20 protein-coding genes and 1 tRNA gene are annotated in these 23,472 nt (G+C 61.5%); 17 read left to right on the top strand and 4 right to left on the bottom strand.

Going from position 1 to position 23,472, the window contains the following annotated elements:
• Positions 1–333, top strand: coding sequence for an iron donor protein CyaY (gene cyaY, locus GTP46_RS01200; protein ID WP_161004818.1), 333 nt, complete (start codon positions 1–3; stop codon positions 331–333).
• On the opposite strand, the gene GTP46_RS01195 is transcribed toward cyaY, so the two are convergent.
• The gene (locus GTP46_RS01195) at positions 334–2,682 is read right to left on the bottom strand and encodes a penicillin-binding protein 1A (RefSeq protein ID WP_161004817.1); all 2,349 of its coding nucleotides are present in this window, start codon (positions 2,680–2,682) and stop codon (positions 334–336) included.
• Between the two features lie 329 nt (positions 2,683–3,011).
• Here GTP46_RS01195 and GTP46_RS01190 point away from each other — a divergent pair, with 329 nt between their 5' ends.
• From GTP46_RS01190 to GTP46_RS01150, 9 genes are all read left to right on the top strand, one after another.
• Entirely contained in the window at positions 3,012–4,088 is a 1,077-nt protein-coding gene (locus GTP46_RS01190) for a pilus assembly protein PilM (protein ID WP_161004816.1), read from the top strand.
• Positions 4,088–4,714: a PilN domain-containing protein gene (locus GTP46_RS01185; RefSeq protein ID WP_161004815.1), complete on the top strand. Its 627-nt coding sequence runs from the start codon at positions 4,088–4,090 to the stop codon at positions 4,712–4,714. Before GTP46_RS01190 ends, GTP46_RS01185 begins: the two co-directional genes overlap by 1 nt.
• Positions 4,714–5,388 carry a type IV pilus inner membrane component PilO gene (locus GTP46_RS01180; protein ID WP_161004814.1) on the top strand — a complete coding sequence of 225 codons (675 nt, stop codon included), beginning with the start codon at positions 4,714–4,716 and terminating at the stop codon, positions 5,386–5,388. Before GTP46_RS01185 ends, GTP46_RS01180 begins: the two co-directional genes overlap by 1 nt.
• Entirely contained in the window at positions 5,385–5,936 is a 552-nt protein-coding gene (locus GTP46_RS01175; RefSeq protein ID WP_161004813.1) for a pilus assembly protein PilP, read from the top strand. Before GTP46_RS01180 ends, GTP46_RS01175 begins: the two co-directional genes overlap by 4 nt.
• The gene (locus GTP46_RS01170) at positions 5,933–8,110 is read left to right on the top strand and encodes a type IV pilus secretin PilQ (RefSeq protein ID WP_161004812.1); all 2,178 of its coding nucleotides are present in this window, start codon (positions 5,933–5,935) and stop codon (positions 8,108–8,110) included. Before GTP46_RS01175 ends, GTP46_RS01170 begins: the two co-directional genes overlap by 4 nt.
• A gap of 30 nt (positions 8,111–8,140) precedes the next feature.
• Positions 8,141–10,318 (top strand): beta strand repeat-containing protein, encoded by a 2,178-nt coding sequence (locus tag GTP46_RS01165; RefSeq protein ID WP_161004811.1) that lies wholly within the window; start codon positions 8,141–8,143, stop codon positions 10,316–10,318.
• 12 nt (positions 10,319–10,330) lie between these two features.
• Complete coding sequence (gene aroKB, locus GTP46_RS01160) at positions 10,331–11,974, top strand: bifunctional shikimate kinase/3-dehydroquinate synthase AroKB (RefSeq protein WP_161004810.1); 1,644 nt, start codon at positions 10,331–10,333, stop codon at positions 11,972–11,974.
• Positions 11,975–11,980: 6 nt separating this feature from the next.
• A complete protein-coding gene (locus GTP46_RS01155) occupies positions 11,981–13,117 on the top strand; it encodes a deoxyguanosinetriphosphate triphosphohydrolase (RefSeq protein WP_161004809.1) in 1,137 nt (378 codons plus the stop codon).
• A gap of 78 nt (positions 13,118–13,195) precedes the next feature.
• Complete coding sequence (locus GTP46_RS01150; protein WP_161004808.1) at positions 13,196–13,513, top strand: hypothetical protein; 318 nt, start codon at positions 13,196–13,198, stop codon at positions 13,511–13,513.
• Here the strand turns inward: GTP46_RS01150 and mutY are convergent.
• From mutY to mutM, 3 genes are read right to left on the bottom strand one after another with little or no spacing between them, the layout of a single operon-like run.
• Positions 13,510–14,640, bottom strand: a complete 1,131-nt coding sequence (gene mutY, locus GTP46_RS01145) for an A/G-specific adenine glycosylase (protein ID WP_161004807.1) — start codon at positions 14,638–14,640, stop codon at positions 13,510–13,512. The two genes, GTP46_RS01150 and mutY, sit on opposite strands and share 4 nt — an antisense overlap.
• A gap of 13 nt (positions 14,641–14,653) precedes the next feature.
• Entirely contained in the window at positions 14,654–16,582 is a 1,929-nt protein-coding gene (locus GTP46_RS01140; RefSeq protein ID WP_161004998.1) for a dynamin family protein, read from the bottom strand.
• Between the two features lie 39 nt (positions 16,583–16,621).
• Positions 16,622–17,455 (bottom strand): bifunctional DNA-formamidopyrimidine glycosylase/DNA-(apurinic or apyrimidinic site) lyase, encoded by an 834-nt coding sequence (gene mutM / locus GTP46_RS01135; protein WP_161004806.1) that lies wholly within the window; start codon positions 17,453–17,455, stop codon positions 16,622–16,624.
• A gap of 140 nt (positions 17,456–17,595) precedes the next feature.
• Here mutM and GTP46_RS01130 point away from each other — a divergent pair, with 140 nt between their 5' ends.
• From GTP46_RS01130 to pth, 7 genes are all read left to right on the top strand, one after another.
• The gene (locus tag GTP46_RS01130) at positions 17,596–19,335 is read left to right on the top strand and encodes a tetratricopeptide repeat protein (protein WP_161004997.1); all 1,740 of its coding nucleotides are present in this window, start codon (positions 17,596–17,598) and stop codon (positions 19,333–19,335) included.
• A complete protein-coding gene (locus GTP46_RS01125; protein WP_161004805.1) occupies positions 19,336–19,932 on the top strand; it encodes an outer membrane lipoprotein LolB in 597 nt (198 codons plus the stop codon).
• Positions 19,933–19,941: 9 nt separating this feature from the next.
• On the top strand, positions 19,942–20,811 hold the full coding sequence (gene ispE / locus GTP46_RS01120; protein ID WP_161004804.1) for a 4-(cytidine 5'-diphospho)-2-C-methyl-D-erythritol kinase: 870 nt from the start codon (positions 19,942–19,944) through the stop codon (positions 20,809–20,811).
• 76 nt (positions 20,812–20,887) lie between these two features.
• Positions 20,888–20,964, top strand: a tRNA-Gln gene (locus tag GTP46_RS01115).
• Between the two features lie 150 nt (positions 20,965–21,114).
• On the top strand, positions 21,115–22,065 hold the full coding sequence (locus GTP46_RS01110) for a ribose-phosphate pyrophosphokinase (RefSeq protein ID WP_161004803.1): 951 nt from the start codon (positions 21,115–21,117) through the stop codon (positions 22,063–22,065).
• Between the two features lie 135 nt (positions 22,066–22,200).
• Complete coding sequence (locus tag GTP46_RS01105; RefSeq protein WP_161004802.1) at positions 22,201–22,800, top strand: 50S ribosomal protein L25/general stress protein Ctc; 600 nt, start codon at positions 22,201–22,203, stop codon at positions 22,798–22,800.
• Positions 22,801–22,880: 80 nt separating this feature from the next.
• Positions 22,881–23,462: an aminoacyl-tRNA hydrolase gene (gene pth, locus GTP46_RS01100; protein ID WP_161004801.1), complete on the top strand. Its 582-nt coding sequence runs from the start codon at positions 22,881–22,883 to the stop codon at positions 23,460–23,462.
• Positions 23,463–23,472 lie beyond the last annotated feature (10 nt).

Raw genomic sequence — 23,472 nt, 5'->3', positions numbered from 1 at the left:
ATGGGCGAATCAGAATTCCTGGCGCAGGCGGAAGCCGCGCTTGATACCATCGCGGCGGCGCTGGACCGCTTGAACGATGAAGACGTGGTCGACGTCGAGTGCAGCCGCAGCGGCAATGTGCTGGAAATCGAGTTCATCGACAACGGCAGCAAGATCATCGTCAACAGCCAGGCGGCGATGAAGGAACTGTGGGTAGCCTCCCGCTCGGGCGGCTACCACTATAAGCAAATCGACGGCCAGTGGATCAACAGCCGCGACAACACCGAGCTGTACGCCTCGCTGTCCGAGATGGTCTCGGCGCAGGGCGGCGCCCCGGTGGTGCTCAAACCATAATCAGAACAGCTCGTTCTTGACGGCGTCCTTGGCCTTTTCCTCGGCCGGGGTGCCGTGCCCCGGCGCGTCGAGGTTGTTGACCCCGGCGCCCGGCGGATTCTCCGCATAGAAGTATTCATCCCCCACCAGCATCACGCCTTCCGGCACCGCGCGTTCCTCGATCGGGATGTTTTTCAGCGCCTTTTGCATGTAGCCGATCCAGATTGGCAGCGCCAGGCCGCCACCGGTTTCACGGTTGCCCAGGTTCTTGGGCTGGTCGTAGCCGATCCATGCGATGCCCACCAGCTTGGCCTGATAACCGGCAAACCATGCATCGATCGAATCGTTGGTGGTACCGGTCTTGCCGGCGAGGTCGCGGCGGCCCAGCACATTGGCCTTGGCAGCCGTACCGTAGCGCACCACGTCCTTCAGCATGGAATCCATCAGGAAGGCGTTACGCTCGTCGATGACGCGGTTTTTCTCGTCACCGGCCAGATCCGGATGCGCTTGCGACAGGATCTTGCCATCGGCATCGGTGACCTTGGAAATCAGGTAAGGGCTGACCTTGTAGCCGCCGTTGGCAAACACCGCATACGCGCCGGCCATTTGCAGCGGCGTGACGTTGCCCGCGCCCAGCGCCAGCGTCAGGTAGGGCGGGTTCTTTTCCGCGTCGAAGCCGAAGCGGGTGGCGTATTCCTGCCCGTACTTGGCGCCGATGCGGTGCAGGATGCGGATCGAGATCATGTTCTTGGACTTGGTCAGGCCCTTGCGCATGGTCATCGGGCCTTCGTACTTGCCGTCGTAGTTCTTCGGTTCCCACGCCTGGCCACCGGTCTGGCCGGCGTCGAACGAGATTGGCGCGTCATTGATCACGGTGGCCGGCGACAGGCCGCGCTCCAGCGAGGCCGAATAAATAAACGGCTTGAACGACGAGCCCGGCTGGCGCCATGCCTGGGTCACGTGGTTGAACTTGTTACGGTTGTAGTCGAAGCCGCCGACCATGGCCTTGATGGCGCCGTCGGTAGTGCTGGCGGCCACGAATGCCGATTCAATTTCCGGCATCTGCGCCACTTCCCAGTCTTTGCCTTCCTGCAGCACGCGGATGACGGCGCCGCGACGGATGCGCTTGTTCGGCGGATTTTTATCCGACAGCCACGAGCGGCCCATTTCCAGGCCCGAACCGGCAATCTTGATTTCTTCGCCCGAGGCGGTCACGGCGGTAATCAGCTGCGGCGTGGCGGTCAATACCACGGCGGCGATGATGTCGTCGTTGTCTGGATGCTCGGCCAGCACGGTCTCGATGGCGTCGTCCGCTTCTTCCTTGTTGCCCGGGATGTCGATATAGGCTTCCGGGCCGCGATACGCATGGCGGCGCTCGTAATCCATCACGCCTTTGCGCAAGGCGAGGTAGGCAGCGTCCTGGTCGGCCTTGGTGATGGTGGTGAACACGTTCAGGCCACGGGTGTAGGTGTCTTCCTTGAACTGCTCGTACACCAGCTGGCGCGCCAGTTCGGCCACGTACTCGGCGTGCACGCCGAATTCGCTGCTGTCGGTTTTCACTTTCAACTCTTCCGCCTTGGCGGTTTCAAATTGCTTGTCGCTGATGTAGCCCAGCTCGTGCATGCGCTGCAAGATGTACTGCTGGCGAGTGCGCGCGCGCTTCGGATTGACGACCGGGTTGTAAGCCGACGGCGCTTTCGGCAGGCCGGCCAGCATGGCCGCTTCGGCGATGCTAATGTCGCGCAGATTTTTGCCGAAATAGATTTGTGCGGCGGACGAGAAACCGTAAGCGCGCTGGCCGAGGTAGATCTGGTTCATATAGACCTCAAGGATCTGGTCCTTGCTGAGGTTCTTCTCGATCTTCCACGCCAGCAGCATCTCGTAGACCTTGCGCTTGATGGTCTGTTCGCTGGACAGGAAGAAGTTGCGCGCCACCTGCTGGGTGATGGTCGAGGCGCCTTGGCGGCCGCCGGTGCCCATCGCATTGTGCACAGCCGCGCGCAGGATGCCGGTGTAGTCGACGCCGCCGTGTTCGTAGAAACGGTCGTCCTCGATCGCCAGCACGGCTTTTTTCATTACATCAGGGATGTCCTTGATGCGCACCAGGTTGCGGCGCTCTTCGCCGAACTCGCCGATCAGCACGTTATCGGCGGAGAAGATCCGCAGCGGCATTTTCGGACGGTAGTCGGTCAGCGTATCGAGTTCGGGCAGGTTGGGGTAGGCCATCGCCAGCCCGAACACCACCAGCAACACGCCGGTCAGGCCCAGGCCGGCAACGGACAAGCCCGCTAGCCACAGGAAGCGGGAGCTTTTACCCGGTTTTTTTTCAGGCGGAGTCGATGATGGTGGTGTGGTATCGGAAGAGGCCATGCAGTGCAATCGTTTCAGTGGATTATGCGAGCCATTATAAGCGAGCGGCGCGCCGCACCCTACGGCTGGAATATTTCTCGGTAGCAACAAAGCAACTCAGTTGTTTTGTTGCTTACAGGTTAAAAAATAAGTGTGGCGAAACCCTCACACAAAGGCAATTGTGCACAGTAGAAATACCTTTACACTTAAATAGTGTCGATTTAATGTACAGGCTGATATAGCCCACCTAACCGCTGGTTTTCAAACGAGTTTCCTTTTATGCAAACAGTTCCGCCGCATGTTCGGATGTACTGCAACACGGGCGTCAGCCATGGCGCCGGGGGATTCGTATGATCGATATCAAGGCCTTGCTAGGCCAGGGCAACCCGCCGCTGGTGGGCATCGACATCAGTACGTCCTGCGTGCGGCTGGTGGAGCTGGTGCAAGGCGCCAAGGGCGAGCTGCGGCTGGAGCGCTATGCCGCCGAGCCGCTGCCGCGCAACGCCGTCACCGACGGTAATATCGAGAACATGGACCAAGTGGTGGAAGCCGTGCGCCGGGTCTGGAAGAAAAGTGGCACCCGCGCGCGCCACGCTGCGCTGGGCATGCCGCCCGCCTCCGTCATCACCAAAAAAATCATTCTGCCGGCGGGGCTGCCGGAAGACCAGCTGGAAGTGCAGGTGGAATCCGAAGCCAGCCAGTACATTCCATTCGCGCTCGACGAGGTCAGCCTGGATTTCGACGTGATCGGCCCGGCCGCCAATTCGGCTGACGATATCGAAGTCATGCTGGCCGCCTCGCGCCGCGAAAAAGTCGAGGACCGGGTGGCGATAGCCGAAGCGTCCGGCCTCAAGGCCACCGTGATGGACATCGAATCCTACGCCGCCCGCGCCGCGCTCGACCGCGTCACCGCGCAGCTGCCGGAAGCCGGCGCCGGTCAGATCATCGCGCTGTTCCAGATTGGCGCGCAAGTGACCCAGATTTCCGTGATGCTGGATGGCGTCACCGTGTACGAGCGCGAACAGCCATTCGGCGGCAACGCGCTGACGCAAGACATCGTGCGCAGCTACGGCCTGTCCTTCGACGAAGCCGAAGCGCGCAAGAAAACCGGCGACCTGCCGGACAACTATCACGCCGAACTGCTCACCCCCTTCCTGGAAAGCGCCGCGCTGGAAGTCACGCGCGCTATCCAGTTCTTCTATACCTCCACGCCCTACACCCGCGTCGACCAGCTGTTCCTGGCTGGCGGCTGTGCGCTGATCCCCGGTCTGCTGGACCTGGTCGCCAGCCGCACCCGCATTTCCAGCGCGGTGATTTCGCCGTTCAAGGGCATGCAGCTGGGACCGTCGGTGCGCGAAACGCAGCTGCGTCTTGATGCGCCTGCCTACTTGGTCGCCTGCGGCCTGGCCCTGCGGAGGTTCGACTGATGATACGGATTAACCTGCTGCCCCACCGCGAAGAAAAGCGCAAGCAGAAGAAGGCCGCTTTTGTTGCCCTGCTGGCGCTGGGCGGCGTGGTGGGCGTGGGCATTGTGCTGCTGGTGGGCGGTTACAACGCGCGCGCCATCTCGATCCAGGAGCAGCGCAACCAGGTGCTGAAGACGGCCATCACCGGCCTTGATAAAAAGATCGCCGAGATCGCCACGCTGAAACAGGAAATCGAAGCGCTGAAAGCGCGCCAGCAAGCGGTGGAGGATTTGCAGGGCGACCGCAACCAGCCGGTCTACCTGCTCGATGAGCTGGTCAGGCAAACCCCGCCCGGCGTGTACCTGAAAGGCTTCAAGCAGGACGGCCAGCGGGTGTCGGTCAACGGCTATGCACAATCGCAGGAGCGGGTCTCCGAATTCCTGCGCAACCTGGCCGGCGAGTCGCCGTGGCTGGAGAAGCCCGATCTGATCGAAGTGAAATCCACCGGCCTTGGTCAGGGCAAGAGCGCCAAGAAAGTGGTGGAGTTCAACCTCAACGTCAGCATCAAGCGCCCGCGCGACAAGGACAAGCCGGAAGAGGGCGCCAAGGGCAAGGCTGCAGCCGCGGCCGTGGCGGGGGGGAAATAATGGCCAAGGCGAATATCAACCTCAACGAACTGTTTGCCCAGTTCACCGACCAGTTCCGCGATCTCAGCGGCCGCCATCCGGGCCAGTGGCCGCTGGCACCGCGCGTGCTGTGCGCCATCGGCGTGACGGCGGCGGTGTGCGTGGCCGGCTATTTCGGCTACTGGAGCTCGCAGTTTGAAGAGCAGGAAGCCGGCCTGGCGCAGGAAAACAAGTTGCGCGACGAGTACAAGATCAAGACCGCGCAAGCGATCAACCTGGAAGCGCTGCGGGCGCAAAAAGCGCAGGTCGACCAGTACGTCGAGCGCCTGCAGAAACAGCTGCCGAGCAAGGCCGAGATGGCCGCGCTGCTGACCGACATCAACCAGGCCGGCGCCGGGCGCGGCCTGCAGTTCGAACTGTTCAAGCCACAGCAGGTGGTGGTCAAGGATTACTACGCCGAGCTGCCGATCGATATCAAGATCACCGGCAGCTATCACGACATTGGCGCCTTCACCGGTGACATCGCCAACCTGCCGCGTATCGTCACGCTCAACAACCTGATGCTCAGCACCGGCAAGGATGGCACGCTGACGCTGGAGGCGGTAGCCAAGACCTTCCGCTACCTCGATCCGGAAGAAGTGGCAGCGCAGCGCAAGGCCGCCGCCGACAAGAAAAAGGCGGCGAAAAAATCATGAACACGCTGACTTTACGATTGCTGATGGCGCTGCCGCTGCTGGCCTCCCTGGCCGGCTGCGGTGAAAGCGATGTGCAGGAAGTGCGCACCTGGATGAAGCAAGTCGACGCCCAGACCAAGGTGCAAGTGCCGCCGCTGGCCGAGCCCAAGACTTTCATTCCCTTCGCCTACGCCCGCAAAGACGAGCTCGATCCCTTCAATCCCAACAAGCTGCTGGCCGAACTGGCCAAGCTGGCGGCCGCCGGCGGCCATAACGGCATCAAGCCCGACACCGAGCGCCGCAAGGAATTGCTGGAGACCTTCCCGCTCGACACCATCAAGATGGTCGGCACCATCGAGAAAAAAGGCGTGATCTACGCCGTGCTGCAAGTCGACCGCGCCGTGCACCAGGTGGTGGTGGGCCAGCATCTGGGCCAGAACTTCGGCCGCATCACCAGCATTGACGACAGCGCCGTCAGCCTCAAGGAAATCGTCCAGGACGCCACCGGCGACTGGGTCGAACGCGTATCCAAGTTGGAACTGCAGGAAAGCAAGGAGAACACCAAATGACCGCTCATCACACGGCCCGGCGCGCCTTGGCCGCCGCCACTTGGGCGCTGGCCTTGCAACTTGCCTGCGTCGCCCCAGCCATGGCGCAGGATTCTGCTGCTGCTACCGCCAGCGCTGCCAACGCCATTGAATCGATCAGCGCCAACCAGCAGGGCGCCAACGTGATCGTCAAAGTCACGCTGAAGAACGCGCCGGACAAGCTGCCGATTAACTTTGCCATCACCAACCCGCCGCGCATCGCGCTTGATTTCGGCGCCACCGTCAACGCCACCGGCAAGACCGTGCAGGAGCTCAATCAGGGCGACCTGCGCGGCGTCAACCTGGTGCAGGCCGGCGAGCGTTCGCGCCTGGTGTTCAATCTCAAGCGTACTCTCAACTACGCCACCACCATCGACGGCAAATCCATCATCCTGACCATCGACGGTTCCGGTGGTGTCGCCACGGCGGTGGACGCGGCCGGCCTGCCGGTCGCCAAGCCGGCTGCAGCGGCAGGCAAACAACTGCTGCGCGATGTCGACTTCCGCCGCGGCGCCAACGGCGAAGGCCGCGTGGTAGTCGACCTGCCGAATAATCAAGTGGCGGTGGACGTGCGCCAGACCCCGACCGGCGTGGTGGTCGACTTCCTCAAGACCGGCGTACCGGAAGCGCTGCGCCGCCGCCTGGATGTGGGCGACTTCGGCACCCCGGTGTCACTGGTCACCACCGTGCCGCAAGGCGAGAACACGCGCCTGAGCATCGAGGCGCGCGGCCTGTGGGAACAGACGGTCTACCAGAGCGACACCCAGCTGGTGGTCGACGTCAAACCGATCAAGGAAGATCCGAACAAGCTGACCCAGGGCTCGCAAGGCTATCGCGGCGAGAAGCTGTCCTTCAATTTCCAGAATGTGGAAGTGCGCGCGGCGCTGCAGGCGATTGCCGATATCTCCGGCCTCAACATCATCACCAGCGACAGCGTGGCTGGCAATCTGACCCTGCGCCTGAAGGAGGTGCCGTGGGACCAGGCACTGGACGTGATCCTGCAAGCCAAGGCACTGGATATGCGCAAGAACGGCAGTGTCATTTGGATCGCGCCCAAGGAAGAATTGCTGACCAAGGAAAAACTGGAACTGGAGCAGAAAGCCCAGATCGCCGACCTCGAACCGCTAAAGTCGGAAATCTTCCAGCTCAACTACCAGAAGGCGGAAGCATTTAAAACCGTGTTCGGCCTCGAAGGCGGCGACACCAAGAACCGCATCCTGTCCAAGCGCGGCAGCGCCATCATCGAGCCGCGCACCAACCAGTTGTTCGTGACCGACGTCGCCTCCAAGCTGGACGACGTGCGCCGCCTGATCGCCAAGACCGACGTCGCCACCAAGCAGGTGCTGATCGAGGCCCGTATCGTTGAGGCCAGCGACACCTTCACCCGCAACCTCGGCGCCAAGCTCGGCTTCACCGACCTGCGCACCATCCGTGGTGGCGACGCCGGCTACCAGCTCGGCAACAGCAACACCCGCATCGGCATCGCCGGCAATATGACCGGCGTGGGCGAGGTCACCGGCCAGGTCAAGCTGACTGACTCGACCTATAACAACACCCAATTCGTCAACCTGCCGGCGTCCAGCATCAATGGCGCCCAGGCCGGCAACCTGGCGGTCAGCCTGTTCTCCTCGGCCGCCAACCGCTTCCTCAACCTGGAACTGTCGGCACTGGAAGAAGACGGCACCGGCAAGATTATTTCCAGCCCGCGTGTGATCACCGCCGACAAGGCGGTGGCGCTGATCGAGCAGGGCATTGAACTCCCGTATCAAGTGGCGACCAGCAGCGGCGCCACCTCCATCATGTTCCGCAAGGCTAACCTGCGCCTCGAAGTGACGCCGCAGATCACGCCGGACGGCAACGTCGTGATCGACGTTGACGTCAACAAGGACAGCGTGGGCCAGGAAACCCGCTCCGGCTTTGCCATCGACACCAAGCACGTCAAGACCCAGGTCATGGTCGACAACGGCGGCACCGTGGTGTTGGGCGGCATCTACCAGCAGACCGAGCGCAGCACCACCGACAAGGTGCCGCTGCTGGGCGATGTGCCGGTGCTGGGCTATCTGTTCCGCAGCAACACCCGCACCAATGACAAGACGGAGCTGCTGGTCTTCATCACACCGAAAATCGTGGCCGACCGCCTGTCCGCGACCCGGTAATTTGATTCATCTTGAATGGGATATCGTTTCATGAAAAACTTCACTGCATGGCTGACTGCGCTGGCCTGCGCCAGTTTGTTATCCGCGTGCGGCGGCGGCGGCGGTTCGCCCGGCACTAATGCGGCCGGTGTGGCGCCGTCCAAGGCTGCCAGCGTCACCCTGACGGCTAGCGCCGATACCATCGCTTCGTCTGGACTGGATGGCACCGAAGTCACGCTGACCGCCATCGTCAAGGATGCCGGCGGCAATGCGCTGGCCAATGAGACTGTCAACTTCAGCGCCACCTCCGGCACTATTACCAGCACCAACCGCATCACCAACACTTCCGGTCAGGTGGTGGAGAAACTAAGCGTGAAGGGCGATTCCTCGCTGCGTACCATCACCATTACCGCCAGCGCCGGTTCGGCCACTTCGGCTGCGGTCAAGGTGACCGTGGTGAACGCGGTGCCGACCCTGACCTTGACCACCGATTCCGGCACCCTGGCCTCGGCTGGCACGGCCGGCAATGAAGTCACCGTCACCGCGCTGGTGCGCGACGCCAACAACACCGTCATGCCGAACGTGAACGTGGACCTGAAGTCCGATTCCGGCAGCCTGACCCTGACCAGCCGCACCACCAACGCGCAGGGCATCGTCACCGAAAAACTGGGCACCGGTGGCGACGCTACCTCGCGCGCCATCAAGATCACCGCCACGGTGCCGGGCGCCACGCCGGTCACCACCATCGTCAACGTGGCCGGCAACAAGCTGACCATCAACGCGGCGCCGACCATCAATGCCGGCTCCAGCGCCGACGTCACCGTCAAGCTGGTGGATTCGGCCGGCAATGCGCTGGTCGGCAAGCCGGTGACTTTCGGCTCCAACGCCAACGCGCTGAGCGTCAAGGGCGGCGGCGCGGCCGTGACCAATGCCGGTGGCCAGCTGGTGCTGACCTACGCGGCCAGCGGCGGCACGGCGGACGTTATCACCGTCAAGTCGATGGGTGAAATTGCTTCGGTTGGCATCGCCATCAATTCCTCCACCTTCGCTGTGAAAGTGCTGGACGGCAGCGGCAATGTAGAAACCTCGGCTGCCATCGGTGGTTGCCAGCAGGTCGCCGTCACCAATGCGCCGGGCAGCAGCGTGACCATCAGCAGCTCGCGCGGCACGGTCTACAGCGACTCGTCCTGCAGCAGCCCGCTCGGCAGCGCGCTGACGCTGTCGGGTGGCGCCGCCACCGCCTACGTCAACGCCACCAGCCCGGGCGTGGCTACCCTGACCGCCAATGCCGGTGGCCAGACCACCCAGACCAATCTCGAATTCGTGGCGCCGGTCACCGCGCTGACCACCATTTCGGTCCAGGCCGACCCTGCCGTCATTGGTGTCAACACCAGCGGCAGCACCAGCCAGCAGGCCACCCTGCGCGCCATCGTGCGCGACGGTACGGCGCAGAACAACCTGGTCAAGAACGCCACCGTGGCCTTCTCCATCATCAGCGACCCGAGCGGCGGTTCGCTGACCCAGCCGGCGGTGGTCACCACCGGTTCCGACGGCGTCGCCACCACCAGCTTCATCGCCGGCACCTCGGCCACCGCCAAGGATGGCGTGCAAATCCAGGCCAAACTGATCGGCGGTTCCGGCCCGAGCGCGGTGGCCAAGCTGACGGTGGCGCAGAAATCGCTGTTCATCAGCGCCGGTACCGGCAACACGGTCGGCACGCCGAGCAGCGCGACTTACCAGATGGATTATGCGGTGATCGTCACCGACGCCGCCGGCAATGCCGTGTCGGGCGTCAAGCTGACCGCCTCGGTACTGCCGACGCAGTATTTCAAAGGCTTCCTGACCTACGCTGCACCGTCTGGTCCATGGCAGCCGGCAGTGCGCACCGGCTGCAGCAACGAGGACGTCAACAACAACGGCATCCTTGATGCCGGCGAGGATACCAACGGCAACGGCGTGCTCGATCCGGGCATTCCGGTGACCGTTACACCGAGCATCACTACCGACGCCACCGGCCGTGCCACGGTGTCGCTGGTCTACCCGCGCGACCGTGTTTACTGGCTCGATGTGAACCTGACGATACGCGGCCAGGCCAGCGGCACGGAGTCCAGCTACACCTCTCTGGTACACTTGATGGGATTAGGCTCAGATTACGCTACCCAGAACGTCAGCCCGCCGGGCGTGAACAGTCCTTATGGGGTATCGACTCTGTGCAGCAACCCCTTATAAGTTGGATGTTGAATGCAGAATGTGTTTCTAGTCGGTCTGATGGGGGCAGGAAAAACCACCATCGGCCGCATCCTGGCGCGCAAGCTGGGGCTGAAATTTGTTGATTCCGACCACGAGATCGAGGCGCGTACCGGCGCTTCGATCCCGTGGATCTTTGAAATCGAAGGCGAAGCGAGCTTCCGCCGGCGCGAGGCCGAGGTCATCCGTGAGCTGAGCGGCCAGTCCGGGCTGGTGCTGGCCACCGGCGGCGGCGCCATCCTGAATGCCGACAACCGCGCCTACCTCAAGGCGCGCGGCACCGTGATTTACCTGCGGGCCACGGTCAACAGCATCCTGCAGCGCACCGCGCACGACAAGAATCGCCCCCTGCTGCAAACCGCCGATCCGCGTAAAAAGCTGGAAGAGCTGATGCAGGTGCGTGATCCTTTGTACCTGGAAATTGCCGATTTGGTCATCGATACCGGCCGACCTAACGTACAATCGATGGTTCAGACTATTTTGACCCAGCTGGACCAGCGCGCTTGTGAAGCCGCGCCCAACTGCGTCACTCACGCCGAACCATCGATGAACGAACAATCCAACATCCTGTTAAACGTCAACTTGGGCGAGCGCAGCTACCCGATTTCGATCGGTCCGTCGCTGCTCAATGACAGCGCCGCGCTGGCGCGCCATGTGAACGGCAGTAAGGTTGCCATCATCAGCAACGAGACCGTGGCGCCGCTGTACCTTGAACGCATCGAGAGCGGCCTGCGCGACGCCGGCAAGCAAGTCACCACCGTCATCCTGCCGGATGGCGAAGAGCACAAGAACTGGTCCAGCCTGATGACCATCTTCGACAAGCTGCTGGAAACCAAGGCCGACCGCAAGACCACGCTGATCGCCCTGGGCGGCGGCGTGATTGGCGATTTGACCGGCTACGCGGCAGCCAGCTATATGCGCGGCGTGGATTTCATCCAGGTGCCGACCACCTTGCTGTCGCAGGTAGATTCCTCGGTGGGCGGCAAGACCGGCATCAACCACCCGCTGGGCAAGAACATGATCGGCGCCTTCTACCAGCCGCGCGCGGTGATTGCCGATACCTCCACGCTGGAAACCCTGCCGGCGCGCGAGCTGTCGGCCGGCCTGGCGGAAGTGATCAAGTACGGCGCGGTGATCGACCTGCCGTTCTTCGAATGGATTGAAGCGAATATTGAAAAGCTGATGGGGCGCGATAAGGGCGCCCTGGCTTACGCGATTGCCCGTTCGTGCGAAATCAAGGCCGATGTGGTGCGCCAGGATGAGCGTGAAGGCGGCCTGCGCGCCATTCTGAATTTCGGCCACACTTTCGGCCATGCCATCGAGGCGGGCATGGGCTACGGCGCCTGGCTACACGGCGAGGCGGTTGGCTGCGGCATGGTGATGGCGGCGGATTTGTCGCAGCGCATGGGCCTGATTGATGAAGCCACCGTGGAACGCGTGCGCAAGCTGATCGCTGCGGCCGGCCTGCCGGTCAAGGCGCCGGACCTCGGCGTCGACAAGTGGCTGGAAGCGATGGAAGTCGACAAGAAGAACGAAGGCGGCGCCATCAAGTTCATTCTGATGAATCCGCTGGGTGCGCCGAAGATCACCAACGCGCCGCACGAGCTGCTGCTGGCGACGCTGGCTGCCTGCGTTTAACGCATCATGACGCCGGAAGAGTTCCTTGCTCCCTACGCCGCCCACTCGGAGGGCGGTGCGGGCCGGCGTTATCCTGAAACGGCGCACGCCTCGCGCAGCCAGTTCCAGCGCGACCGTGACCGCATCATTCACTCCTCGGCCTTCCGCCGGCTGGAGTACAAGACCCAGGTATTCCTCAATCACGAAGGCGATTTGTTCCGCACCCGGCTGACCCACAGCCTGGAAGTGGCGCAGATCGGCCGTTCGCTGGCGCGTAACCTGCGGTTGAACGAGGATCTGGTGGAGGCGATTTCGCTGGCGCACGATCTCGGTCACACGCCGTTCGGCCATGTCGGGCAAGACGTGCTCAACGAGTGCATGAAGGATTACGGCGGCTTCGAGCACAACCTGCAAAGCCTGCGCGTGGTCGATGAGCTGGAAGAACACTACGGCGCGTATGACGGCCTCAACTTGATGTTTGAAACGCGCGAGGGCATCCTTAAGCACTGCTCGCTGAATAATGCGAAAGTGCTGGGGCCGGTGGCGCAGCGTTTTATCGACCGCACCCAGCCGTCGCTGGAAGCGCAGCTGACCAATCTGGCCGATGAAATCGCCTACAACAGCCATGACATTGATGACGGCCTGCGTTCGGGCCTGATTACGATCGAACAGCTGGAGCAAGTGGAGTTTTTTGCCAAGCTGTGGCGCGATGTGCAGCAGGCTTTCCCCGGCCTGTCGGGCCGCCGCGCGATTTACGAAACTTTGCGCCGCTTGATTACGGCGCTGGCCGATGACCTGATCGTCACCTCCAGCGCGCGCATTGCCGAGGCCGCTCCCAAGCACATCGATGACGTGCGGACCGCGCCACCGCTGATACGCTTCTCTGACGAGATGCGCAAGGATGCGACCGAACTCAAGCGGTTCTTGTACGCCAATCTCTATCGCCATTACAAAGTCGGCCGCATGCGGGTAAAAGCCAGCCGCATCGTGCGCGAATTGTTCGAAGCCTTCATGGCCGAGCCGGCCTTGCTGCCGCCCGATTACCAGGACAAATCTGGCGACGTGAACAAAGTCGCGCGCAAGATCGCCGACTACATCGCCGGCATGACCGACCGCTACGCCATCCGCGAACACCGCCGCCTGTTCTCGCTCGACGAGCTTTGATCTGCCTCAAGCTATACCGTCATTGCTCAGCTTGACCCGCTCCAGTGCGCGGTAGATGATGAGTGACAGGAGGCGATCATGGAACCGCAAATCGTTGAGCGAGTCAGCACACTGGAGACTAATGTTGCCGTTATCCAGTCTACCTACGTTCGCAAGGATGAACTTGCCACGCTGCGAGAAGAAATGGGCGTTGGCTTTGCCAAGACTGATATCGGCTTTGCCAAAACCAATGCCAAGATCGACCTTGTCTCTACCGAGCTCAACGGCAAGATCGATCTATTGCGCAAGGAGCTCGATGCCAAACTGGAACGCGCGATTGCGACGATGCTGAGGTGGACATTCGGAGCGCAAATCAGCATCGTGGCGCTGGCCATTGCGGCGCTCAAGTACCTTTAGAACATGCGCTGCTGGGCGGCGTTGCGGTTGCCTAGCAGTTCCAATAGCAGTTTCTTCACCGGCGCGGGCAGGGCTGCGTTAGCGATATCGGCGGCGTTGAGCCAGACGTGGCCGGATTCGGCGGCCAGCATCAGGCGCCGTGACAACGTGATGCGGTAGGGCGCGATGTGCAGCTTGTAATGCGTGAACACATGCGTTACCGTCGACAAGTGCTCACAGGACTCCATCTCGCCAAACTTGCTCACCGCGCGCATCAGCGCATCTTGATCAGCCGGCTCCACTTCATCATCTTCCGCCGCCACATGGCCATCCAGCTCCGGCAGCGATAGCAAACCGCCCCAGATGCCAGAAGGCGGACGCTGCTCCAGCAGCACCTGATCGCCATCCACCACCAGCAGCATCACCGCATGCTTTTCCGGCACCGCCTTCTTCGGCTTGCGTACCGGCAGATCCTTGGTGCGGCCCGTAGCAAACGCCACGCAGCGCGGCTGCATCGGGCAGCGTTCGCACGATGGACTGCTGCGCGTGCATAAGGTCGCGCCCATGTCCATCAAGCCCTGCGTGTATGACTCGATGCCAGCCTCCGGCAGCAGCGCTTCCGCACGCCGCCACATGGCTTCCTCAGTCTTCCTCTCACCCGGATAGGTATCGATGCCAAACACCCGCGCAAACACGCGCTTCACATTGCCGTCCATGATGGCCGCACGGCGGCCGCTGGAAAACGCCGCAATCGCCGCTGCCGTCGAACGGCCGATACCTGGCAACTCTGCCAGCAGCAAGGGATCGGAAGGGAACACGCCATCGTATTCCGCCACCACGCGCTGGGCGCACTTGTGCAGGTTGCGCGCCCGCGTGTAGTAGCCCAGGCCGCTCCACTGCGCCATCACATCTTCGACCGGCGCAGCGGCCAGATCACGCAGGGTAGGGAAGCGCTCCAGGAAGCGCGCGTAATAACCCAGCACAGCCGACACCTGTGTCTGCTGCAGCATGATTTCCGACAGCCAGACCAGATACGCATCGCGGGTGTTTTGCCACGGCAGCGTGTGACGGCCGTGGACTTGCTGCCAGCCGATCAGGTCGGCGGAAAAACTCGGATCGACAAAATTCTCTACTGCTACAACTTTCATTCTTTTCCCGTACTTAAGCGGCGGCGTCCAGCGCCACAAACTCTGCATTGATGGCGATGCTGATGGCACCAGCCAATTCGTTGAGACGCGCCTTCTGCGCTTCCAGCTCCTGCTGGCTGCGCTCGAACGCATCGATTTTCTGTTCCAGGCTGTCGGTCGCATCGTGGATGCGCTGGATCGACCCCAGCCGGTGTTTCAATTGGTCTTTGTGCTGGCGGATCTGCGCCTCCAGCGGCGCCATGATCACTTTCAGCCACGCTTCCGCGTCGCTATTGGCCGACTTGAAGCAGCCGCGCACGCGCGAGGCGATGGTGTCGAAGAATTTCTCCATCAAGGTCACGCGGCTAGTGGTCAGCAGCGTGGCGGTGCCGAAGGTTTTCGAGTAAATCGTTGCGATCGAATCCAGCTCGTCGCGGTACGCCGCCAGCGAGAACGGCATCGGCAGCGCCAGGGTCAGCCCGTGTTCGCTGGAGAAGCGGCGATACATCACGCCCATCATCTCGGTGATTTCAACCGTCTTGAATTCAGCTGCGTCCAGATTGGCGCGCGTACGTTCGAAGTAGCCGCGCACCGCCTCGCGCACGCCGGTGAAGAAGCGGCTGCGCTGCATCTCTTCGCGCACCAGTTCGATATCGTCGCGCACAATGTCCATGCCCATGCAGGTGTACAGCTCGGTCGACAAACGCGTGAACACGGCGCGCGTCGCTTGCAGCTTGAACAAGCTGGCGTCGAACTCCTTTTTCTCCACGTCGATGCGGCGCATCATGTGCGCCACCACGCTCTGGTTCTTGCCGCGCAGGCTCTTCAACTCATGCAACTGCTCGACGATGCCGCGGATGCGTCCATTCAGCATGCCCAGCTGCGCCGTGTTCAGCGCCTGCAGTTCATCGCTGAGTTGCTTGCGCACGATGTCCTTCTTGGCGGGAATCAGCTCGTTGAACAGCGCGCCTTCCAGCGCATGCAAGCGGCTGCGCGCCTGTAGCTCGACATCGTGATTGATCTTGCCCACCAGCGCCTTCTGCGCCGACACCGGAAACACCTGTCCCGGCTCCAGCGACAGCACGTGCGCCACATTGGCTTGCTGGCGTTCGATCTCGGCGTTGACGTCTTCCTCGCTGCGCAGCTCATCCCACATGCTGTCGATTTTATTCAGTACCACCAGCCGGCCGGCACCGGCGCCGATGTGGTTGCGCCAGACTTCGATATCGCTCTTGGTCACGCCGGTGTCAGCGGCCAGGATGAACAGCACCGCGTGTGCGTTTGGGATTAAATTCAGCGTCAGCTCAGGCTCGGTGCCGATGGCGTTCAGGCCCGGCGTATCGAGGATCACCAGGCCCTGCTTCAACAGCGGATGCGGGAAGTTGATGATGGCGTGGCGCCAGTGCGAAATCTCCACCCGACCATGCTCGTCCAGCGTGACCGGCATGTCAGGATCATCCTCGTCGTACAGACCGTAGCGCTTGGCTTCCTCGACCGGCACGTAGCGCGTCTTGCTGACCTGTTTGAAAGCTTCGTGCATCTCCGCGCCGGCATCGAGATTCAGCGGCAGCACGGTCCATGCAGATGGCTGATCGCGGTAATCGCCGGTGGACAGGTTATCGGCCCGCGTCTCAATCGGTAGCAGGCGGATCGAAGGCCCAAAGGCTGGATCCCACAGCAGCTCGGTCGGGCACATGGTGGTGCGGCCGGCTGCCGACGGCAAAATGCGCTGGCCGTATTCGGCAAAGAAAATCGCATTGATCAGCTCCGACTTCCCGCGCGAGAACTCGGCCACGAACGCCACCGACAGCTTGTCGTCCTCCAGCCGCGCCAGGTTGCGCACAATGCGCTGTTCGGTGGCGGCATCGGTCAGGGATGCGCCGGCCACCCACGCCTGGTAGTTTCTCAGCGCGTTGACGACGCCCTGCCGCCATGCGCTGTACTGTTCAAAATCCCTGACCATCATCTGCCTGCCCTTATGTTTGGCAACTCGTTTGGCAACTCATTTTTGACAATTGATGCAATAGAACGTGGACCGCTGGCCCTGCTTGATCTGGCGTATCGGCGCCGCGCACACGCGGCAAGGCACGCCAGTTCGATCATAGACGAAATACGTCTGCTGGAAGTAGCCTGACTGCCCATTCACAGCAATAAAGTCGCGCAGCGTGCTGCCGCCTTGCACAATGGCCTCGGCCAGCACCTCGCGGATCGCCTGCGCCAGCTTTTCGTAGCGCGCCAGGCTGATGCGCCGCGCCGGCAGCTTGGGATTGATCCCGGCCCGGAACAGGCTCTCCGAAGCATAGATATTGCCCACGCCGACCACGATATCGCCCGCCAGCAGCACCTGCTTGACCGGCGCGCTCCGCTGCCGGGTTTGATCGTACAGCAATTTGCCGTTGAAGCCCGCTTCCAGCGGCTCCACGCCCAGCCCGCGCAGCAGCAGGTGGTGTTCCAGCTCACCATCGGCAGCGTCGTGCCACAGCACGGCGCCAAAGCGGCGCGGGTCTTTCATGCGTAGCACTTGCCGTCCGCTCGGCCCCTCGACTTCCAGATCGAAATGGTCATGCTTCTCTGGCTCGATGCCGGGCGCCAGCACCCGCAAATGGCCGGACATGCCGAGGTGGATGATCAGCGTGCCATGCTCGAAATGCACCAGCAGGTACTTGCCCCGGCGGCCAGTACTCAGCACGCGCCGGCCGGCCAGTAGCTGCGGCAGTTCGGGCGGGAAGGGCCAGCGCAGGCCGTCGCGGCGCAGCACCACGGCGCGCACGGTACGGCCTTCGATATGGGGCGCAACGCCGCGCCGGGTGACTTCAACTTCTGGTAATTCTGGCATCGGTGTGGCTCTGACGGAATATTTGGTTACACTAGTCAAACTCCGCGCGTGATGCGAACGGCGTAAAATCTGACTGACTTTGTGACTTGCCAGGATTTCTCTTGAAAAACGCTTTCGCCATTGTAACTCTCTCCGCCTTGATGTCCGCGTGCGCCGTGGCGCCGCAGAAGCCGGCCGAGCCAGCTGTCGCACCGCAGCCAGAAGCCGAGGCAGCGGTTCCCGTAGTAGCCGAAGCGCCGGCCCCGGCGCCGGAAGCGCTGCCAAACACGGAACTGACCGGCGACCTGCTGTATCGCATCACCAAGGCCGAGCTGGAGTTCAAGCGCGGCGAATGGCAAGGCCCGTACATCACCATGCTGTCGCTGGCGCAGCAGACCCGCGATCCACGCCTGGCGCGCCGCGCGGCCGAAATCGCGCTGACTGCCAAGCAGCCGGAGGAGGGCGTGGCCGCCATCCGCCTGTGGCGCAGCCTGGCGCCTGATTCAGACGAAGCCATGCAGTACTTCCTCGGCTTTGCCGTGGCGGCCGACAGTCTTGACGAAGCCGAAGCCGTGTTCGAGCAGCGCCTGAAAAACGCGCCGCCGGCTGCGCGTCCGCTGGCCATGTTCCAGATGCAGCAATACCTGCTGCGCGCCAAGGACAAGGTGGCTGCCTTCAAGCTGGAAGAGCGCGTGCTGCTGCCGTACGACGGCACGCTGGAATCCCACCTGATCCTGGCGCAGGGCGCGTTTTCGCTCAACGACGTGGCGCGCGCCCGTGACGAAGCGCGCAAGGCGCTGGCCATCAAGCCGGATTCCGAGCTGGCCATCCTGACCACGGCGCAAGTGGCGGGCGATATCGACGCCGCCATGAAAGTGATGACCGACTTCCTGCAGCAGTACCCGAACGCGCGCGAAGTGCGCGCCGCCTACGCCCGCATCCTGGTCGACAACAAACAGTTCGACGAAGCGCGCAAACAATTCCTGACCCTGCTGAAAGACCAGCCGGACAACATCGCCACGCTGTACGCACTGGGCGTGATGGCGATGCAGGCCAACGATCCGGCGGAAGCGGAGAAATACTTCAGCCGCTTCGTCACTGTCTTGGAAGAGCATCCGAACGATGAGCGTGACCCATCCAAGGCGCTGCTGATTCTGTCGCAGCTGGCCGAGCAGCGCAACGATCTCGATGCCGCTTACAACTGGCTGGAAAAGGTCGATGGCAGCGATGAAAAGGTCTACCTTGCGGCGCGCATGAAAATGGCGGTGCTGCTGGCGCGCAAAGGCAATGTCGACCAGGGCCGCCAGTTGCTGGCCGAGCTGAAGCCGACCGAGGCCGTCGACCAGGCGCAAGTGTTCCAGACCGATGCACAATTGCTGCGCGATGCCGGCGACCACCGTGCTGCCTACGTGGTGCTGGAAAACGCCATCAAACGTTATCCTGACAATCCCGACCTGCTGTATGACTTTGCGCTGGTGGCGGAAAAACTGGGTCACGTGGAGCTGATGGAAAAAGCCCTGCGCCAGGTGATGATTGCCGCACCCGACAACCAGCACGCCTACAACGCACTGGGCTACTCGCTGGCCGAGCGTAACGAGCGCCTGCCGGAAGCCTACACGCTGATCGACAAGGCCATGCAGATGGCGCCGGGCGACCCGTTCATCATGGACAGCATGGGCTGGGTGCAGTACCGCATGGGCAACCTGAACGAGGCCGAGTCCTTCCTGCGCCGCGCCTATACCTTGCGCGGCGATCCTGAAATTGCCGTGCATCTGGGCGAGGTGCTGTTCGCCAAGGGCGATGTCGAAGGTGCGCAAAAGTTGTGGAAGGAAGCGCAGGCCAAGGATCCGAAAAACGACGCGCTGAAAAGCACGCTGGCGCGTCTCAACCAAAGCATTTAAATGATACGACCGCTCCTGATTTCCCTCGCCATGACCGCAGCGCTGGCCGGCTGCGCAGTAACGCCGTCGGCGCCGCGCTCGGCCACCGCTGTGGCGGCCTACCAGGACGATATTGAGCTGGCAGGCGGCATCTTCATCAGCTACACCCGAGATGGCAAGCGCGAGCCGACCAACGGCAGCTTTATCTGGCGGCAGACCAAGACCAGCACCGACATCACCCTGAACTCGCCGACCGGGCAGACAGTGGCGGTGATCAACGTGACGCCGCGCTCGGCCACGCTGACCGAAAGCGGCAAGCCGCCGAGGAGCGCGCCCGACGTGGATACGCTGACCGCGCAGACGCTGGGCTGGACGCTGCCGGTCTCTGGACTGCGCGACTGGCTGCAAGGCTATGCCACCGATCGCGACGGCAAGCGCTTCGTCGCCTCGCCCGCCAACGACACCGTCATCACGCGCGATGGCTGGAAGCTGGAGTATGTGACGTGGCAGGATGACACGGCCGCCGTGCCGCAGCCGAAACGCATCGACGCCACCCGCATCGTGCTGGGCGAAGCGGTGGACGATATGCAGATCCGCGTCGTCATCCGTCCGCAGTAAAATGCCGGCATGACCGAATTAAAAAACTGCCCGGCTCCGGCCAAGCTCAATCTGTTCCTGCACGTGAATGGCCGCCGCGCGGACGGCTATCACCTGCTGCAAACCGTATTCCAGCTGATCGACCACGGCGACACGCTGCACTTCACCCTGCGCGACGACACGGCCCTGCGCCGCGTGACCGACATGCCCGGCGTACCGGAAGAGAGCGATCTCATCATCCGCGCCGCCAGGCTGCTGCAAGCGCAAGTGCTGCGCCGCACGGGCGCGCTGCCACGCGGCGTCGATATCGCAATTGACAAGATTTTGCCGATGGGCGGCGGCGTCGGCGGCGGCTCGTCCGACGCGGCCACTACCTTGATGGCATTGAATCAACTCTGGAACGCCGGTCTCAGCAAACAAGAATTGATGGACCTCGGCCTGCCGCTGGGCGCCGACATCCCATTTTTTATCTTCGGCGAGACCGCTTTTGCTGAAGGCGTAGGCGAGGCATTGCAGCCGGTATCAGCCCCGGATTGTTGGTATGTGGTTATCGAACCAGGCGTGATGGTGCCGACCGCTGCAATTTTTGGTTCAGAACATTTGACAAGGAACACGCTGGTCGTTAATATAGCGGACTTTTCCAGCCACTCTAAAACATCAGGGTTTGGAAAGAACGACTTGCAACAGGTAGCAACGAAGTTATTCCCGCCGGTAGCAGAAGCGGTAGAATGGCTAAGTGCTTACGGTGATGCCAGGATGACTGGCTCAGGTGCATGTGTGTTCAGTGCAGTAGCAACCGAGGCAGACGCCGACGCGGTACTTCAAAAAGTGCCAGCGCAGTGGAAAGCCTGGAAAGCAAAAGCGCTGCACCAGCATCCGATGCTCACCACGAAGTTGTGAGGCGGCAAAAAAGATTTTGCAAAGCGTGAAAAAGGCTGTAGAATATCGGCCTGTAACGACGAGCAGTCAGTTGCGTAGGGGAATCGCCAAGCTGGTTAAGGCACCGGATTTTGATTCCGGCATACCAAGGTTCGAATCCTTGTTCCCCTGCCATTCGTTTGTATCTGGATCCGTCGAGGCTCAAGTCTCCGGCCAGGTAGAGCAAAAAGTGAGGCGCACGATGCGCCTCATTCTACTTAGTTTTCCGTGCCGCGCAGCAAGCGCTGGCCTCAAAGAATCTTCTACAACTTCTCTGGAATCCCAATGGCTTACGAAAACCTGATGGTTTTTACCGGCAACGCTAATCCTGCGTTGGCAGAGGGAGTCGCAAAAAATCTCGGCATCCCCCTCGGCAAAGCGAACGTTTCGAAATTCTCGGACGGCGAAGTCATGGTCGAAATCAACGAAAACGTCCGCGGTAAAGACGTCTTCGTGCTGCAATCGACCTGCCAGCCAACCAATGACAACCTGATGGAACTGATCCTGATGGTTGATGCACTGAAACGCGCATCGGCTGGCCGTATCACCGCCGCGATTCCTTACTTTGGCTACGCCCGTCAAGACCGCCGCCCACGTTCGGCGCGCGTTGCGATCTCGGCTAAAGTCGTCGCCAACATGCTGGAAGAAGCGGGCGTCGAGCGCGTTCTGATCATGGATCTGCACGCAGACCAGATCCAGGGCTTCTTCGATATCCCGGTTGACAATATTTACGCTTCGCCAATTCTGCTGGGTGACCTGCAGAAAAAGAACAACGAAGACCTGCTGGTCGTATCGCCGGACGTCGGCGGTGTGGTCCGTGCCCGCGCCCTGGCAAAACGCCTGGGCTGCGACCTGGCCATCATCGACAAGCGCCGTCCAAAAGCCAATGTCTCCGAAGTGATGAACATCATCGGTGACGTCGAAGGCCGTAACTGCGTGATCATGGATGACATGGTCGACACCGCAGGTACCCTGGTCAAGGCAGCAGAAGTGCTGAAAGAGCGCGGCGCCAAGAAAGTGGTAGCATATTGCACCCACGCAGTCTTGTCGGGCCCGGCAATCGACCGCATCAACAGCTCGTCGCTGGACGAACTGGTGGTGACCGATACGATTCCGCTGTCGGATGCGGCTAAAAACTGCACCAAGATCCGTCAGCTGACCTGCGCACCGCTGCTGGCCGAGACCTTCAAACGCATCATCAAGGGCGATTCCGTGATCTCCCTGTTCGTCGACTAAGCAGTCAGCGACAACTCAGTTTTTCAGGCGGCGCGCCCGGTTTTTTACCGGGCGCGCCGTTTTTCCCGAAGCGCGCCTGGTCGCGGGGCGCTTCATCACACGGGACGCAAGTCTCGTTATTTATTGGAGTTTCACATGAAAGTAGTTGCATTCAAACGCGAATTGCAAGGTTCCGGAGCGAGCCGCCGCCTGCGTAATTCGGGCCAAACCCCTGGCATCATCTACGGTGGCACCGCTGCCCCGCTGAACATCGCCCTGGACCACAACGCGCTGTACCACGCTCTGAAAAAAGAAGCGTTCCACTCGTCGATCCTGGATCTGGAAATTGACGGCCAAGTAGAAAAAGTTCTGCTGCGCGACTTCCAAGTTCACGCATTCAAACAACTGGTTCTGCACGCTGACTTCCAGCGCGTTGACGCGAACAAAAAGATCCACGTGAAAGTGGCTCTGCACTTCGCCAACGCTGACGTTTCGCCAGCTGTTAAGCTGCACGGCGCGACCATCAGCCACGTTGCTAACGAACTGGACATCGAGTGCCTGCCAGCTGACCTGCCAGAATTCATCACCGTTGACCTGACCAACGTGGACGTAGGCCACTCGGTTCACGTTGCTGACCTGACCCTGCCAAAAGGCGTGACCGCTGTTACCCACGGCAACAACCTGACCATCGCTACCGCATCGGTACCAGCTGGCCACGTTGCTGCTGAAGCAGCTGCTGCTGAAGAAAAGAAGTAATCTGACCTCGGTCTGATTAAAAACCCGCCTCTGGCGGGTTTTTTTTCGTCATAATCGTTTTTATTTCACTGAGCATTAACATGGCAATTCGCCTCATCGTCGGCTTGGGCAATCCCGGCCCCGAATACGAACAAACCCGCCACAACGCCGGCTTCTGGCTGGTGGACAACCTCGCCAACGACAGCGGCGCACGCCTGCAGCGCGAATCCAAGTACAACGCCATGTTTGCCAAGGCGAATATCGCTGGCCAGGAAGTGTATCTGCTGGAACCGCTGACCTATATGAACCGCTCCGGTCAATCGGTCGGTGCGCTGTGCCGCTTCTTCAAGGTCAACGCCGACGAAGTGCTGGTGGTGCACGACGAACTGGACCTGATGCCGGGCACCGCGCGCCTGAAAAAAGGCGGCTCGGCCGGCGGCCACAATGGTCTGAAAGACATCACCGCCGCCCTCGGCACGCAAGATTACTGGCGCCTGCGCCTTGGCATCGGCCATCCGCGTACCTTGAACCTGGCGCAACCAGTGGCCGACTTCGTACTGCATCGTCCGCGCCGCGAAGACCAGGAGTTGATCGAGCGCTCGATCGAAAAATCGCTGCTGGTGATGCCGCAAATCGTCAAAGGCGAATTCCCCAACGCTACCATGAAGCTGCATACCGACTGAAAGGACTTAC

It is taken from the genome of Duganella flavida (genome assembly GCF_009857445.1).
In the GTDB taxonomy this organism is placed as follows: domain Bacteria; phylum Pseudomonadota; class Gammaproteobacteria; order Burkholderiales; family Burkholderiaceae_D; genus Rugamonas; species Rugamonas flavida.
Note: the sequence above shows the minus strand (reverse complement) of the source record. Positions and strands in the feature narration are given on the sequence as shown.

Bases quoted from the DNA above. Each gene is read 5' to 3' on its own strand.
- GTP46_RS01140 (WP_161004998.1), bottom strand. From the start codon at position 16,582: ATGGTCAGGGATTTTGAACAGTACAGCGCATGGCGGCAGGGCGTCGTC.
- GTP46_RS01150 (WP_161004808.1), top strand. From the start codon at position 13,196: ATGGAACCGCAAATCGTTGAGCGAGTCAGCACACTGGAGACTAATGTT.
- GTP46_RS01110 (WP_161004803.1), top strand. From the start codon at position 21,115: ATGGCTTACGAAAACCTGATGGTTTTTACCGGCAACGCTAATCCTGCG.
- GTP46_RS01190 (WP_161004816.1), top strand. From the start codon at position 3,012: ATGATCGATATCAAGGCCTTGCTAGGCCAGGGCAACCCGCCGCTGGTG.
- mutM (WP_161004806.1), bottom strand. From the start codon at position 17,455: ATGCCAGAATTACCAGAAGTTGAAGTCACCCGGCGCGGCGTTGCGCCC.
- GTP46_RS01155 (WP_161004809.1), top strand. From the start codon at position 11,981: ATGACGCCGGAAGAGTTCCTTGCTCCCTACGCCGCCCACTCGGAGGGC.
- GTP46_RS01170 (WP_161004812.1), top strand. From the start codon at position 5,933: ATGACCGCTCATCACACGGCCCGGCGCGCCTTGGCCGCCGCCACTTGG.
- GTP46_RS01125 (WP_161004805.1), top strand. From the start codon at position 19,336: ATGATACGACCGCTCCTGATTTCCCTCGCCATGACCGCAGCGCTGGCC.
- GTP46_RS01180 (WP_161004814.1), top strand. From the start codon at position 4,714: ATGGCCAAGGCGAATATCAACCTCAACGAACTGTTTGCCCAGTTCACC.
- GTP46_RS01185 (WP_161004815.1), top strand. From the start codon at position 4,088: ATGATACGGATTAACCTGCTGCCCCACCGCGAAGAAAAGCGCAAGCAG.
- aroKB (WP_161004810.1), top strand. From the start codon at position 10,331: ATGCAGAATGTGTTTCTAGTCGGTCTGATGGGGGCAGGAAAAACCACC.
- cyaY (WP_161004818.1), top strand. From the start codon at position 1: ATGGGCGAATCAGAATTCCTGGCGCAGGCGGAAGCCGCGCTTGATACC.
- GTP46_RS01130 (WP_161004997.1), top strand. From the start codon at position 17,596: ATGTCCGCGTGCGCCGTGGCGCCGCAGAAGCCGGCCGAGCCAGCTGTC.
- GTP46_RS01175 (WP_161004813.1), top strand. From the start codon at position 5,385: ATGAACACGCTGACTTTACGATTGCTGATGGCGCTGCCGCTGCTGGCC.
- ispE (WP_161004804.1), top strand. From the start codon at position 19,942: ATGACCGAATTAAAAAACTGCCCGGCTCCGGCCAAGCTCAATCTGTTC.
- GTP46_RS01165 (WP_161004811.1), top strand. From the start codon at position 8,141: ATGAAAAACTTCACTGCATGGCTGACTGCGCTGGCCTGCGCCAGTTTG.
- pth (WP_161004801.1), top strand. From the start codon at position 22,881: ATGGCAATTCGCCTCATCGTCGGCTTGGGCAATCCCGGCCCCGAATAC.
- GTP46_RS01105 (WP_161004802.1), top strand. From the start codon at position 22,201: ATGAAAGTAGTTGCATTCAAACGCGAATTGCAAGGTTCCGGAGCGAGC.
- mutY (WP_161004807.1), bottom strand. From the start codon at position 14,640: ATGAAAGTTGTAGCAGTAGAGAATTTTGTCGATCCGAGTTTTTCCGCC.
- GTP46_RS01195 (WP_161004817.1), bottom strand. From the start codon at position 2,682: ATGGCCTCTTCCGATACCACACCACCATCATCGACTCCGCCTGAAAAA.